This is a genomic window from Actinoallomurus sp. NPDC052274 (genome assembly GCF_040679475.1).
Classification (GTDB): Bacteria; Actinomycetota; Actinomycetes; order Streptosporangiales; family Streptosporangiaceae; genus Actinoallomurus; species Actinoallomurus liliacearum.
Genome location: NZ_JBFAUT010000112.1, coordinates 1 through 14,074, shown reverse-complemented (window position 1 = coordinate 14,074; position 14,074 = coordinate 1). Strand labels below are relative to the sequence as shown.

The 14,074-nt window shown below is 71.9% G+C and carries 7 protein-coding genes; 1 reads left to right on the top strand and 6 read right to left on the bottom strand.

Annotated elements, in window-relative coordinates; all coding sequences use genetic code 11:
• Positions 1-783: 783 nt before the first annotated feature.
• The 3 genes from AB0K82_RS43765 to AB0K82_RS43755 all read right to left on the bottom strand — a co-directional run bounded on the left by AB0K82_RS43765 (position 784) and on the right by AB0K82_RS43755 (position 8,145).
• On the bottom strand, positions 784-2,247 hold the full coding sequence (locus tag AB0K82_RS43765) for a glutamate synthase subunit beta (RefSeq protein WP_364409451.1): 1,464 nt from the start codon (positions 2,245-2,247) through the stop codon (positions 784-786).
• A gap of 10 nt (positions 2,248-2,257) precedes the next feature.
• Positions 2,258-6,829: a glutamate synthase large subunit gene (gltB, locus tag AB0K82_RS43760; RefSeq protein ID WP_364409448.1), complete on the bottom strand. Its 4,572-nt coding sequence runs from the start codon at positions 6,827-6,829 to the stop codon at positions 2,258-2,260.
• Between the two features lie 254 nt (positions 6,830-7,083).
• Positions 7,084-8,145, bottom strand: a complete 1,062-nt coding sequence (locus AB0K82_RS43755; protein WP_364409446.1) for a hypothetical protein — start codon at positions 8,143-8,145, stop codon at positions 7,084-7,086.
• 166 nt (positions 8,146-8,311) lie between these two features.
• Here AB0K82_RS43755 and AB0K82_RS43750 point away from each other — a divergent pair, with 166 nt between their 5' ends.
• Positions 8,312-9,832, top strand: coding sequence for a bis-aminopropyl spermidine synthase family protein (locus tag AB0K82_RS43750; protein WP_364409443.1), 1,521 nt, complete (start codon positions 8,312-8,314; stop codon positions 9,830-9,832).
• Positions 9,833-9,985: 153 nt separating this feature from the next.
• Here the strand turns inward: AB0K82_RS43750 and AB0K82_RS43745 are convergent, their stop codons facing one another.
• The 3 genes from AB0K82_RS43745 to lgt all read right to left on the bottom strand — a co-directional run bounded on the left by AB0K82_RS43745 (position 9,986) and on the right by lgt (position 13,611).
• Positions 9,986-11,170 (bottom strand): hypothetical protein, encoded by a 1,185-nt coding sequence (locus tag AB0K82_RS43745; protein ID WP_364409440.1) that lies wholly within the window; start codon positions 11,168-11,170, stop codon positions 9,986-9,988.
• Positions 11,163-11,924 carry a hypothetical protein gene (locus tag AB0K82_RS43740; RefSeq protein WP_364409438.1) on the bottom strand — a complete coding sequence of 254 codons (762 nt, stop codon included), beginning with the start codon at positions 11,922-11,924 and terminating at the stop codon, positions 11,163-11,165. Before AB0K82_RS43740 ends, AB0K82_RS43745 begins: the two co-directional genes overlap by 8 nt.
• A 181-nt stretch (positions 11,925-12,105) precedes the next feature.
• Positions 12,106-13,611, bottom strand: a complete 1,506-nt coding sequence (gene lgt / locus AB0K82_RS43735; protein ID WP_364409435.1) for a prolipoprotein diacylglyceryl transferase — start codon at positions 13,609-13,611, stop codon at positions 12,106-12,108.
• Positions 13,612-14,074 lie beyond the last annotated feature (463 nt).

The window sequence follows — 14,074 nt, the reverse complement described above, 5'->3', positions numbered from 1 at the left end:
CGCTGAACCACCTACCGGAGGCCTCACTACTTAACGATCACGACACGCCGTAGCCGCCGCAAGCCACCCAAAACCGACTTCGAGACAGGGCCTAGTGGCCGCCGCGCTGTCCTGCCTCCTGTTCGGTCCGCGCGAGAGGCCGACGACCGAGTCCGATCAGGAGCGGCGAGCCGAAACCGCGCCGTAGGACATGCGGAAGTCTCGGAGAACGCTGCTTCAGCCATCCACATCGCACCGAGTCGTCGCGCTCGTGGGCCAGAAGGCGCGGCGTTCGCCGAGCATTGGGTACGGGCGGTGGCGTGTGGGCCGACGCCTCCACCACGAACGAGGGGCACTCCCGGTGTCGGGCGTGCCCCTCGGGTCCGCTGAACGGGCTACTCGGCGAGGAATGTCGTCACCGCGGTGGCGAACTCCGGTCCGGTGAGCGCGCTCCAGTGGTCGCCGGGCACTCGGGTGTGTCGCGCGTGCCGGCCTGACACGCCCGGGCCTCCTTCGGGGCGATTCGGCCGGCCTGGTCGGCTGCCTCACGTGCGCGAGGCTCGGTAAGCGTCGCCACGGCCGCCTGATTTCTGCCGCTTGGCGGCCTATATCGACGGCCGTGCGCCGCGTTCGCCGAGCACTCGGTACGGGCGGTGGCGTGTCGGCCGACGCCGCCACAACGAACGAGGGGCACACCCTGTCTCGGGCGTGCCCCTCAGGTTCGGCCGGTCGGACCAGCGGACCGGGCAGAAGGCCGACCGGTCGGGACCGGCAGGCGGTCAACCGGTCGGGACCGGCGGGCGGTCAGACGAGCGGGCGGGCCGTCGGCGGGATCGGGGCCGGGAGGGCCGAGTGGCCGGTCAGCCACTTGTCCACGGCCGCCGCGGCCGAGCGGCCCTCGGCGATGGCCCAGACGATCAGCGACTGGCCGCGGCCCATGTCCCCCGCGACGAACACGCCGTCGACGGAGGTGGCGTACGACGCGTCGCGGACGACGTTGCCGCGCTGGTCCAGGTCGACGCCGAGCTGCTCGAGCAGGCCCTCGCGCTGCGGGCCGAGGAAGCCCATCGCCAGGGTGACGAGCTCGGCCGGGATCTCCCGCTCGGTGCCCTCGATGGGCTCGAAGCCGGTCTCCGGGCCGCGTACGTCCACGACGCGCAGCGCCTTGACGCGGCCGTTCTCGTCGCCGACGAACTCGAGCGTGTTCGCCGCGTACGCGCGCTCACCGCCGAGGTCGACCAGCTCCTCGTGGGCCGACTCCATCTTGAACAGCATCGGGTACGTCGGCCACGGCTGGCTGCCGGGCCGGGTCTCCGGCGGACGCGGCATGATCTCCAGCTGGGTGATCGACAGTGCGCCCTGCCGGACGGCGGTGCCGATGCAGTCCGCGCCGGTGTCGCCGCCGCCGATGACGACCACGTTCTTGCCCTTGGCGGAGATCGGCGAGTCGGCGATGTCGCCCTCCTGGACCTTGTTGGCCGGAGGGAGGTACTCCATCGCCTGGTGGATCCCGTCGAGCTCGCGGCCGGGCACCTTGAGGTCGCGCCACGCGGTGGCGCCGCCCGCGAGGACCACGGCGTCGTACGAGGCGCGCAGCTCCTCGGCGGTGACGTCCGCGCCGATGTTCACCGAGCAGCGGAACTCGGTGCCCTCGGCGCGCATCTGGGCCAGACGGCGGTCCAGGTGCGCCTTCTCCATCTTGAACTCGGGGATGCCGTAGCGCAGCAGCCCGCCGGGGCGGTCCGCCCGCTCGTACACGACGACGTCGTGGCCGGCGCGGGTGAGCTGCTGGGCGGCGGCCAGCCCGGCCGGGCCGGAGCCGACGACCGCGACCTTCCTACCGGTCCGGACGGCCGGCGGCTGCGGCGTGACCCAGCCCTCGGCGAACGCCCGGTCGATGATCTCCACCTCGACCCGCTTGATCGCCACCGGGTCGGAGTTGATGCCCAGGACGCAGGCGGACTCGCACGGCGCCGGGCACAGCCGCCCGGTGAACTCCGGGAAGTTGTTCGTGGCGTGCAGCCGCTCGATGGCGTTCCGCCACTCGTCGCGGTGGACGAGGTCGTTCCACTCGGGGATGAGGTTCCCGAGCGGGCAGCCGTTGTGGCAGAACGGGATCCCGCAGTCCATGCAGCGGGACGCCTGCTTCTCCAGGGAGTCCTTGGAGAAGTCCTCGTACACCTCGCGCCAGTCGCGGATCCGAACGTCGACAGGGCGACGCTTCGGGAGCTCCCGCGGATGGGTCATGAAGCCCTTCGGGTCAGCCATGTCTCCCCCTTCACCCGTTGCTGGCGGCCATGACGGCCTGGTCGGCGTCGCGTCCCTCGGCCTCCGCGGCGGCGCGGGCGGTCAGGACTCTCTTGTAGTCGCGCGGCATGACCTTGCTGAAGCGGCCGGCCGCGGTGTCCCAGTCGGCGAGCAGCCCGGCGGCCACCGTCGATCCAGTCTCGGTGTGGTGGCGCTCGACGATGTCCCGCAGGTAGGCGAGGTCGTCGGCGTCGAGCGGATCGAGGTCGACCATCTCGGTGTTGAGACGGTCGGTCCGCAGGTCCAGGACGTACGCGATGCCGCCGGACATGCCGGCCGCGAAGTTGCGGCCGGTCGGGCCGAGGATGATCGCCCGGCCGCCGGTCATGTACTCGCAGCCGTGGTCGCCGACGCCCTCGACGACGGCGGTGGCGCCGGAGTTGCGGACGCAGAACCGCTCGCCGACGACGCCGCGGACGAACGCCTCACCGGACGTCGCGCCGTACAGCATGACGTTGCCGGCGATGATCTGCTCCTCCGCGTTGAACGGCACGTCCAGCGGCGGGCGAACGGTGAGGCGCCCGCCGGACAGGCCCTTGCCGACGTAGTCGTTGGCGTCGCCGATGAGCCGCAGGGTGATCCCGCGCGGTACGAAGGCGGCGAACGAGTTGCCGGCCGAGCCGGTGAAGGTGACGTCGACGGTGTCGTCGGGCAGGCCCTCGCCGCCCCACTTCTTGGTCACCTCGTGGCCGAGCATCGTGCCGACCGTGCGGTTGACGTTGCGGATCGGCATCTCGAGCGTCACCTGGTCGCCGTAGGCGATGGCGCCTTCGGCGAGCTGGATCAGCGTGTTGTCCAGGGCCTTCTCCAGGCCGTGGTCCTGCTCGGTGACGCGGCGCAGCGCAGCGCCGTCGGGCAGGTCCGGCCGGTGCAGGATCGGGCGCAGGTCGAGCCCGGCGGCCTTCCAGTGGTCGACGGCCTCGGCGGTGTCGAGCAGGCCGACCTGCCCGATCGCCTCGTCCAGGGACCGGAAGCCGAGCGCGGCCAGGTACTCGCGGACCTCCTCGGCGATGAACTCGAAGAAGTTGACCACGAACTCCGGCTTGCCGCTGAACTTCTTGCGCAGCTCCGGGTTCTGGGTGGCGACGCCGACCGGGCAGGTGTCGAGGTGGCAGACCCGCATCATCACGCAGCCGGAGACGACCAGCGGCGCGGTCGCGAAGCCGTACTCCTCGGCGCCGAGCAGCGCGGCGATGACCACGTCGCGGCCCGTCTTCATCTGCCCGTCGGTCTGCACGACGATGCGGTCGCGCAGGCCGTTCAGCAGCAGCGTCTGCTGGGTCTCGGCGAGGCCGAGCTCCCAGGGCGCGCCGGCGTGCTTGATCGAGGTGAGCGGCGAGGCGCCGGTGCCGCCGTCGTGCCCGGAGATGAGCACCACGTCGGCGTGCGCCTTGGACACGCCCGCCGCGACCGTGCCGACGCCGACCTCGGCGACGAGCTTGACGTGCACGCGCGCGGCCGGGTTGGCGTTCTTCAGGTCGTGGATGAGCTGGGCGAGGTCCTCGATCGAGTAGATGTCGTGGTGCGGCGGCGGGGAGATGAGCCCGACGCCGGGCGTGGAGTGCCGGGTCTTGGCGATCCACGGGTACACCTTGTGGCCGGGCAGCTGGCCGCCCTCGCCGGGCTTGGCGCCCTGCGCCATCTTGATCTGCAGGTCGTCGGCGTTGGTGAGGTACTCCGAGGTCACGCCGAACCGGCCGGAGGCCACCTGCTTGATCGCCGAGCGGCGCAGGTCGCCGTTGGCGTCTGGCGTGAACCGCTCGGGGTCCTCCCCGCCCTCACCGGTGTTGGACTTGGCGCCGAGGCGGTTCATCGCGATGGCGAGGGTCTCGTGGGCCTCGGCGGAGATCGAGCCGTACGACATCGCGCCCGTGGAGAACCGCTTGACGATCTCCGAGGCGGGCTCGACCTCCTCGATCGGCACCGGCGGGCGTACGCCCTCGCGCAGCTTGAACAGGCCGCGCAGGGTCATCAGCCGCTGCGCCTGCTCGTCGACGAGCTTCGTGTACTCCTTGAAGATCTCGTACCGGCGGCTGCGGGTGGCGTGCTGCAGCTTGAAGACCGTCTCGGGGTTGAACAGGTGCGGCTCGCCCTCGCGCCGCCACTGGTACTCCCCGCCGACCTCGAGGGTGCGGTGCGACAGCTCGTTGCCGCCGGGCGGGAACGCGCGGCGGTGACGCTGCGCGACCTCCTCGGCGAGCACGTCGAAGCCGATGCCGCCGAGGCGGGAGGTCGTGCCGGCGAAGCACTCGGCGATGACCTCCTCGCCGAGGCCGACGGCCTCGAAGATCTGCGCTCCGGTGTACGAGGCGACCGTGGACACGCCCATCTTGGACATGACCTTCAGGACGCCCTTGCCGTACGCCTTGACGAGGTTGCGGACGGCCTTGGCCGGCTCGATCTCCAGGACGCCGGTGGCGACCAGGTCCTCGACGGTCTCGATGGCGAGGTACGGGTTGACGGCCGAGGCGCCGTACCCGATGAGCAGCGCCATGTGGTGGCACTCACGGGCGTCGGCGGTCTCGACGACCAGCCCGACCCGCGTGCGGCTCTTCTCCCGGATCAGGTGGTGGTGCACCGCGCCGGTGAGCAGCAGCGACGGGATCGGCGCCCGGTCCGCGGTGGCGCCGCGGTCGGACAGGACGAGGAGGCGGGCGCCGTCGCGGATCGCGGCCGAGACCTCGGCGCAGATCTCCTCCAGGCGGTTCCGGAGCGCCTCGCCGTCGCCGGTCACGTCGTACAGGCCGGAGACGACGTACGGCTGGAGGTCGGCCCGGTCGCCGTCGTCGTTGATGTGAATGATCTTGGCCAGTTCCTCGTTGTCGAGGATCGGCGTGGGCAGCACGAGCCGGCGGCAGGACTCCGGGCCGGGCTCGAGGAGGTTGCCCTCCGGGCCGAGCGTCGACTGCAGGCTCGTGACCAGCTCTTCGCGGATGGCGTCCAGCGGCGGGTTCGTGACCTGGGCGAACAGCTGCTTGAAGTAGTCGAACAGCTGCCGTGGGCGGTCCGACAGCGCGGCCAGCGGCGTGTCGGTGCCCATGGACCCGATCGGCTCGGCGCCGTTCTTCGCCATCGGCGCCAGGATGATCTTCAGCTCCTCGTTGGTGTAGCCGAAGACCTGCTGCCGCTTGACGAGCGTCTCGTGCGAGGGCACCTCGCCCTCGTGCAGCTCCTCGACGACGCGCAGCTCGCGCTCGGGCAGCTCCTCGAAGCGCACGAGGCCGTCGCGGAGCCAGTCGGCGTACGGGTGCTCGCGGGCGAGCTCGGCCTTGATCTCGTCGTCCTCGACGATGCGGCCCTGCGCCGTGTCGACGAGGAAGATCTTGCCGGGCTGGAGGCGGCCCTTGCGGACGACCTTCGAGGACTCGATCTCCAGGACGCCGGCCTCGCTGGCCAGGACGACGAAGCCGTCGTCGGTGACCCAGAAGCGGCCCGGGCGCAGGCCGTTGCGGTCCAGGACCGCGCCGACGACGGTGCCGTCGGTGAAGGTGACGCTCGCCGGGCCGTCCCAGGCCTCCATCAGCGTCGAGTGGAACTCGTAGAAGGCCCGCCGTTCGGCGTCCATCTCGGTGTGGTTCTCCCACGCCTCGGGGATCATCATCAGCACCGAGTGCGGCAGCGACCGGCCGCCGAGGTGGAGCAGCTCCAGGCACTCGTCGAAGGAGGCCGTGTCGCTGGCCTCCATGTCGATCACCGGGAAGATCCGGGACAGCTCGCCCGGCAGCAGGTCGGACTTGAGCAGCGCCTCGCGGGCCCGCATCCAGTTCCGGTTGCCCTTGACCGTGTTGATCTCGCCGTTGTGCGCGATGAACCGGTACGGGTGGGCCAGCTCCCACGCCGGGAACGTGTTGGTGGAGAACCGCGAGTGCACCAGCGCGATGCCGCTGGTGTAGCGCCGGTCCGACAGGTCCGGGAAGAACGGCTCCAGCTGCGGGGTGGTCAGCATCCCCTTGTAGACGATCGTGCGGCTGGACAGGCTCGGGAAGTACACCCCGGTGTCCTGCTCCATGCGCTCGCGGGCGCAGAACACGATCCGGTCCAGCTCCAGCTCCCGCGCGCCGTTTCGGGCGCTGAGGAACAGCTGGGCGAAGTGCGGCATGACCGCGCGCGCCGTCGGCCCGGTGAACTCCGGGTCGTACGGGAGCTCGCGCCAGCCGAGGACGGTCAGCCCCTCCTCGTCCGCGATCCGCTCGATGACGGCCACGGCCTCGGCGCGCTTCGCCTCGTCCATGGGCAGGAACGCGATGCCGGCGGCGTACGCGCCCGGCTCGGGCAGCTCGAACCCGAGGACCTCCCGGAACAGGGCGTCGGGCAGCTGGGTGAGGATTCCGGCGCCATCGCCGTCGTCCGGTTCGGCACCCTTGGCACCGCGGTGATCCAGGTTACGCAGGACGGTCAAGGCCTTGACGATGATGTCGTGGCTCTTGCGACCATTGAGGTCGGCGACCATGCCGACGCCACAGGCGTCATGTTCACCCGCGGGGTCGTACAGACCTTGACGCTCAGGGCGTCCCCGGCCCGGAATCATGGCAGCAGGCACCATCAACCCTCCCGTCGTCTCGTTACGCTCCTCGTGAGTGCAGTCCGGGACGACGTTGGCCCACTGCGGTGTCTAGAGATTACAACACTGCCTGATTCATCCCCGACGCGGCATGATCGCGAAACTTCGACAATCTTCCGCACCTTGTAGCAACCGGGCCCTTCGTCCGGTTGTTCCGGTCTGGGGAAGGCGTTCCGACCTGCCGTGATGCCGGCGGAGGGCACCACCGCCGGCAGGCTCGGCGATCTTCGTAGAAACTAGCCCACGTTCCGCTGGAACAGGAACGTCTTGCCCGCGCGCTCCGTGAGCGAGGCCGGGGCGATGGTGTCGCTCTCGGACCCGGAACCGTCCGCGGTGCCGGCCCAGCCGATGACGACGAAGTGACCGTACGCACCGCCGGACGCTCCGGTGGCGCCCTTGCCGAAGCGGTCCACCGGCGAGGCACCCGACACGGGCAGGAAGAAGCCCTTGGCGGCCGCCTCCGGGTCCATGTCCTGGATCAGCGTGTTGGCGGCGTTGACGTCCCGCAGGTTGAAGATCACCAACTGGCCGACCCATTTCTGGTCGGTCGAGACGTACGCGGCCCGGATCGCCTGCGTGCACCCGTAGCTCTGCAGCGCCGTCTTCAGCGCCGGGCCCCACACCGCGCTCCCGCAGTCCGTGTCCAGCCGCCCGGTGCCCTGCAACTGCATCGTGATGTGCTCGATGTTGTTGGTCTGGGCCTTGGCCTCGCCGTCGCTGAAGACCTCGTCCAGCGTCATCGCCTTGGAATCCTGCGCGGCGGTGTTCAGGTTGTTCCACAGCGACCAGGACTTGGTGGCGTTGTAGTACGACGGCTTGTACTGACCGGCCGCCGAACCCGGCTGCCCGCCGGTCTGCCCCGGTGCGGGCGTGCCCACCGCGGCCGGCGACGGACCCGTGTTGCCCTTGTCCTTCCCGCCGTTCGCGGCGATGAAGTAGGCGCCGCCCAGCACGCCGCCGACCACGACGACGGCGGCGGCGATCGCTCCGACGACCAGGCCGGTGTTCTTCTTCTGCGGCGGGCCCATCGGAGGCTGCCCCATCGGACCCATCGGACCCATCGGAGGCTGACCCATCGGAGGCTGACCCATCGGGCCCATCGGGCCCATCGGCGGCTGGCCCATCGGAGGCTGCATCTGCGGCGGTCCCATGGGGACCCCGGCGGCCATCGTCTCCTGGTGCTGCCAGCCGGACCCGGACGGGTCGTATCCGCCCTGCGGGGGCGGCGCGCCCCACCCGCCGGACTGGTCTCCAGGGGGCTGCTCGCCAGGACCGTTGGGCGGGTACGGGTAACTCATATCGCGATCTCCTCTGATGACATCGCCTCTTCGATGGGAAAACCCCGGGCGTGGTTCCCTCCCATTTTTGATGGAAGAAGCCTAGAGCGTGGTTCCCTCCCGTTAGGCCGGATTCCGCACCTCTGTGCTGGACGCCGGGTCCGAGTGACACCTCTACGCTGGAGCCATGTCCGAGGTATCCGAGGAGGCCGCGCGTCTTCTGGAGGGTGTCGGGGCCCGCCGCCTGCGCCACGCCCTCACCCTGCTGACCGGTGACCGTTCGTGGGACGCCGACGCGCTCGTACGCGCGACCGCCGCGCCCCGCCGGGCGGTCGACGCGCTGCTGGCGGCGCTCGGGGGCGACCTGGAGGACGGCCGGATCCGCCGCGACCGCGTGGCCGTCTACCGGTCCCTGGCCGCCCCCGCGATCATCGCCGACCCGGTCGCCCACCTCCTGCCCGAGCACGCCGACGCCGTCGCCGAGATGGCGGCGCTGATCGCGGCCGCGCCCCGCGCCCGTACCGCGCTGGACCACGTCGCCGCGACCGCCGACACGGCCGTACGGCGGGCGCTGCTGCTCGGCGCCCGGTTCTGGCTCGGCTCCGCGCGGCTGCTGTGTGTCGGCGACCACGACCTCACGTCCCTGGCGGTCGCGCTGACCCACCCCGGGGTCGAGATCACCGTGGTCGACATCGACGACCGCATCCTGGAGTTCATCGGCGCGGAGGCCGCCCGGCGCGGCCTGCCGATCCGCTGCCGGTTCGCCGACCTGCGGCTGGGGCTGCCGGCCGGCGCGCGGGAGTGGGCCGACCTCGTCTTCACCGACCCGCCGTACACCCCCGAGGGCGTCGCGCTGTTCACCCGGCGCGGCCTGGAGGGGCTGCGGGACCACGACTCCGGCCGGGTCCTGGTGGCGTACGGCGCCAGCGAGGGCACCCCCGCGTTGGCGCTGAAGGTCCAGGAGGCCCTCGGACCGCTGCACCTGGCGTACGAGGCGATCTGGCCGGACTTCAACCGCTACGACGGGGCGCCGGCCATCGGGTCCGCCAGCGACCTGTACGTCCTGCGGCCCACCAGCCGCACCTGGAAGGCACTCGGATCCACGACCGCCGGCACCCGGATCTACACGCAGGGGCCGCAGGCGGTGGAGGCCCCGGAACGGCCCCTCGAGGCCGCCGCCGAGCCCGCCGATCTGCTGGTCGGCGACTGGCCGAAGGGTTTCGCGCCCGGCACCCCCCGGGTGCACCTGGCGACCTGGCTCGCCAAGCCGTACGCCGGCCGCACCGGTGACGTCGTCATCGCGCTCCCGGCCGGGTACGACGCCCTGCTGCCACGCGTCCTGCTCGCGTCGCGGGCGGAGCGCGTGCGGGTGCTCACCCCCGCGGTGCTCCCCCGGTCCCTCAAGGGCGTGCTCTCGGCGGTGTACCACCTGAAGACGGCGCCCGGCGAGATCGTCGCGTCCCGCGTCGAGCCGCCCGGCGGCACCGGAGCCGTCCTCCGCCACATCCTCGACCGGCCGCACGGCCGGGTGGCCAACGCCTGGCGGGAAGGCCTCATCCGGCACGCCACCGGTGACCTGACCAAGAACCAGGCGCGTGCCCGGATCCAGGAGGCCGCCCCCTGGCTCGGCGACGCGACCGTGCTGGACCTGCCCGCCCACCGGCTCGCCGGCCTTCCCGACGCGGTACGGCGGACGCTCGCCCCCTGACCCAGGACCACGCGGCATGGCGCACGCGCAGCGCATGACGGCGGTGTCGGGCGGTGCCTCGATGGCCCACGGGAGGAGCGCGACCGCGTGGCCGCGGGCGCGGTCTGCGGGCCGCGGGCCGCAACGCGCGGGGCGCGGGGTGCGGGGCGGGTGTCAGCCCTGCTGGCCCTTGTCGGCGACGCGCCCGACGATGGGGGGCGGGGGGCCGATCGTGACGAGCAGCGACACCAGCTTCGGGTCCGTCTCGCTCCCGGAGCCGTCGGCGCGCCGTACCCAGGTGATCACCGCGTAGTGGCCCATCGCGACCCCGCGCGCGGTGCTGAACCCCTGGCCGAACGCCCCGTCGTCGCCCAGCGGGCGCACGAACCCGTCGCCGGTCCGTGGATCGGCCGCCGCGACGAGCCTGTCGGCGGCCGTGGAGTCGGCCAGGTTGAAGATCGCCACCATGGCCGTGAAGTTCTTGTCGCCGTAGACCCCGCGCGTCGTCTGAGTGCAGCCCGACTGCTGCAGGAGCCGGATGAGCGGCTGTCCCCACACGGTGTCGGCGCACCGGGCGTCCAGCTTGGACGCGCTGAGTTTGAGGGACGCCTTGGCGTCCTGATCCGAGATCTTCTTCTCGTCGAAGACCTCGTTCGCGGTCAGGGGGAAAGGATCGGCGGTGCGCTTGGCGATCGGCGCGAACACGGCCGTCGAGGAGGCCTCGGAGTACACCGAGGGCAGCGGGCCGCCGGCCGGTGCGCCCGCCGGCTCCGGCCCGGGCGGCTTCGGGTCGTCGTGGAGCAGCACGAACACGCCCGCGGCGGCGATGAGCGCGACGACGAGGAGGACTCCGGCCGCGGCGAAGTACGCGACGGGCGGCACGGTGCTGGGGCCCCTCTCCCCGCGCGCGGGGAGGGCCGGCAGCTTGATCGCCGGGATCCGGAGGGACGGACGCGATCGTCGTGGCTTCTCCGCCTCCGGATCGTCCTGTCCCTCCCCGCCGGGTGGACGCCCGCCGTTCCACGCGGAGGACTCCGGTCCCTCCCAGGCCGGGGGCGGTCCGTCGTTCGGTCCGGACGGCGGCCACCCCTCCTGGGCGTGGGGCCGTCCGCCGTGCCGTGCCGACGGCTGTCGCCCCTCCGTGGCCGGGGGGTGTCCGTCGTTCCACGCGGGCGGCTGCCGCCCCTCCATGGCCGGGGAGTGCCCGCCGTTCCAGGCGGGAGGTCGCCCCGCGTCCCAGTGCTGAGGCGGTGCGCCGTACCCCGGCGACGGCGGCGCGTACCCCTCGGGGGGCGGTGGGGCGTTCTCGTCGCCGTGGTCGGCGGGCGACGCGGACCGCCGGCGCGAACGCCTATTCACTGGCGAGGACGAGTCGTTCCCAGACGAAGTCGTCGGCCCGCTCGATGGCGATACTGGCGTCCAGGAGTTCGTTCATCGTCTGCGGCTGTGCTCCGCCGGCCTTCTCCACCCAGCTGACGACCACGTAGTGGCCGAACGTCTGGCTGTAGGCGGCGCTGAACCCGCCGCTGAAGTTCGTCGATCCCTTGACCTCGAGCGGGGAGACGAAGCCCGCGCCGCTGGCGGGGTCCAAATCGCGGACGATCTGCTCGGCACCCTGCAGGTTCTCGAGGTTCAACGCGAGGAACTGGCCGACGTACTGCTTGTCGTTGCTGACGTACGCGCCGCGGGCGATCTGGGTGCAGCCGTACTTCGCCAGGTCGCTCTGGAGCTCCTGCCCCCAGGTGACGGTCTTGCAGTCACCGGCGAGGTCCGAACCGGCGAGCGTGAAGGTGTACTTGCCGTGGGTGACGGTCTTGTCGTCGTCGCCGAACACCTCGTTCTTGTTCAGCGGACGCTTGTCCTTGGCGCGCTCGGCCAGCTTCTTGACCTGGGAGTTGGCCGGGGTGTTGACGTACACCTTGGGCGCCACCCGCGACGCGGCGGCGGCCTGCGGCTTCTTGTCGCTGCCACAGCCGGCGACAAGAAGCATGGCCACCGCGGCAGCACCGATGATCAACAGGTTCCGCTTGGATCCACCGCCCGAGCCTTGTGCGGCGCGGCGTCCCCGCGACGGCCGACCCTGCTCCCGATCCTCGTAACCCATCTCGCTCACGAGCCGTGAGCTTAGCGAACCTCCACGGACGAGATGTCCATATCGCCGTTCTGCCCCATTTTGTCGCACCGTTTGTGGCTTACCCCACGCATCGACGGGCGTCTGCCCGCCCCGCGGAGCGGGCCATCACGCCCGGCGCGGCCCGTCACCCCCGGCGCGGCCCGTCACCTCCGGCGGGCCATCAAGTCCGGCGGGCCGCCGACGACCGGTCGGCGGTGTCCGCCGGGGCGGGCTCGGCGTCCTGGGAAGCGCGCTCGGCGGTGGGGCCGGTCCCGGTCTCGTCCGCGTCGGTCGCCGGCTGAGCCTCATCGGCATCCGCCGCCCCGCCGTCGTGGCTCTCGGCGTCGGCCGCCTTGGGCGTCCCGCTGTCCGCCGCCTTGTCCGCTGGGACCGATTCGCCGGTCGCCGTCGCGGGCGCGGCCTCCGTACGGTCGCCGTCCTCGGCCCCGCCGTCCGTGGCGGGCACGGCCGCCGTACGGTCGCCGGCCTCGGCCCCGCCCTCCGTGGCGGCGTCATCCGTGATCTCGCCCTTCGCGGGCTTGCCGTCCTCGGCGGCGGGGTCGACGGGCGCCGCCTTCGCCGGGCCGTCGTCCTTCACCTCGCCGGGCTCGCCGCCGTTCTCGGCGGTCTTCGTGTCCTTCACCTCGGTCGGCGCCGGGTCGGATCCGGCAGCCGTCGTGTCATCCGGCTCGGCAGGCTCCGCGTCGGCCACGGCGGGCTCGACGGCCGCCGGCTCCGCGTCCGGCTCGGAGCCCGTCCCCGGAGTCGGCTCGGAGTCGGCCGGCTCCGCCGTGGCGTCGCCGTCCGTGGCGGCCGGTTCAGCCGGGTCCGCGGTGGCGTCGCCGGCGTCCGCCGCCGTGCCCAGGGCGCCCGGCGGGTTCTCGGTCCTGTGCCGCTGGAGGTACATGTAGGCCACCGCGCCGAGGAACACGATCAGGCAGGTCCAGTCGTTGAGCCGTACGCCCAGGATGTGGTGTGCCTCGTCGATGCGCAGCCACTCGGTCCAGGCCCGGCCGACCGTGTAGGCGGCGACGTAGAGCGCGAACGCGCGGCCGTACGCGAGCCGGAACCGCTTCTCCGCCCAGATGACCAGGACGGCCACGCCGACGCACCAGAGGCACTCGTAGAGGAAGGTCGGGTGGTAGGTGGCGATGTCGGCGTACTTCGGGTCCGACGGACGGTGCGCCGGGTCGATCTTCACCGCCCAGGGGAGCTTGCTGGGCTTGCCGTACAGCTCCTGGTTGAACCAGTTGCCCCAGCGTCCGATCGCCTGGGCGAGGGCGATGCCCGGTGCCGCGGCATCGGCGAACACGCGCAGCGAGATGCCCCGGCGGCGGCAGCCGAGGTAGGCGCCGACGGTGCCGAGGGCGATGGCCCCCCAGATGCCCAGCCCGCCGTTCCAGACCTTGAGCGCGTCGATGGGATGGTGCCCGTGCCCGAAGTAGAGCTGGTGGTCGGTGATGACGTGGTAGAGGCGCCCGCCGACCAGGCCGAACGGCACGGCCCAGACCGCGATGTCGACGACCGTCCCCGCCGCGCCGCCCCGCGCCACCCAGCGCCGCTCCCCGAGCCAGACGGCGACGATCACCCCGATGATGATCATCAGGGCGTACCCGCGCAGCGGGAGGGGTCCCAGGTGGATGCTCCCCTGCGACGGGCTGGGGATGAAGGCGAGCGGCTGCTGCATGGGATGTGAGATTACCGCCTGGCGGACACGCGAAGGCGCGGCGACGGTGAAGATCGGGCGTCGAATGTACGGCATCGCGCACGCCCCAGGACTCTGGAGCCGCCGTTCTGGAGCGGCCGTCGGTGGGGCGGACGCCGCTCCGGTCACCGACCACGCCGTTCGCCCGCCGGGTGACCCGTCGCGTTCAGCGCCGTCTACTCAGGGGAGAATTATTTCGCCTGAGTAGATACCCCTGAGAAGCTTGGCACCACTTCGGCAGGCGATTCGCCGGGGACGCCCGTTCCGTACGCCCTCGACCCGCTCCGCGGCGGCGCTTCGTCGGCTCGGTCCCTCAGATCACCGCGTGATCCACGGGGCCGGCTCCGGCCGGGGACGTGAGAAGAGGGGCGCGCGGAGACGGTGAGCGTCGTCGGATCCGGGTCGTCATCGAGCGCGGAGTGGACCGCCGGGCCCGCCGCGCTCG

Coding starts and splice junctions, on each gene's coding strand:
- AB0K82_RS43765 (WP_364409451.1), bottom strand. CDS start 2,247: ATGGCTGACCCGAAGGGCTTCATGACCCATCCGCGGGAGCTCCCGAAG.
- gltB (WP_364409448.1), bottom strand. CDS start 6,829: ATGGTGCCTGCTGCCATGATTCCGGGCCGGGGACGCCCTGAGCGTCAA.
- AB0K82_RS43755 (WP_364409446.1), bottom strand. CDS start 8,145: ATGAGTTACCCGTACCCGCCCAACGGTCCTGGCGAGCAGCCCCCTGGA.
- AB0K82_RS43750 (WP_364409443.1), top strand. CDS start 8,312: ATGTCCGAGGTATCCGAGGAGGCCGCGCGTCTTCTGGAGGGTGTCGGG.
- lgt (WP_364409435.1), bottom strand. CDS start 13,611: ATGCAGCAGCCGCTCGCCTTCATCCCCAGCCCGTCGCAGGGGAGCATC.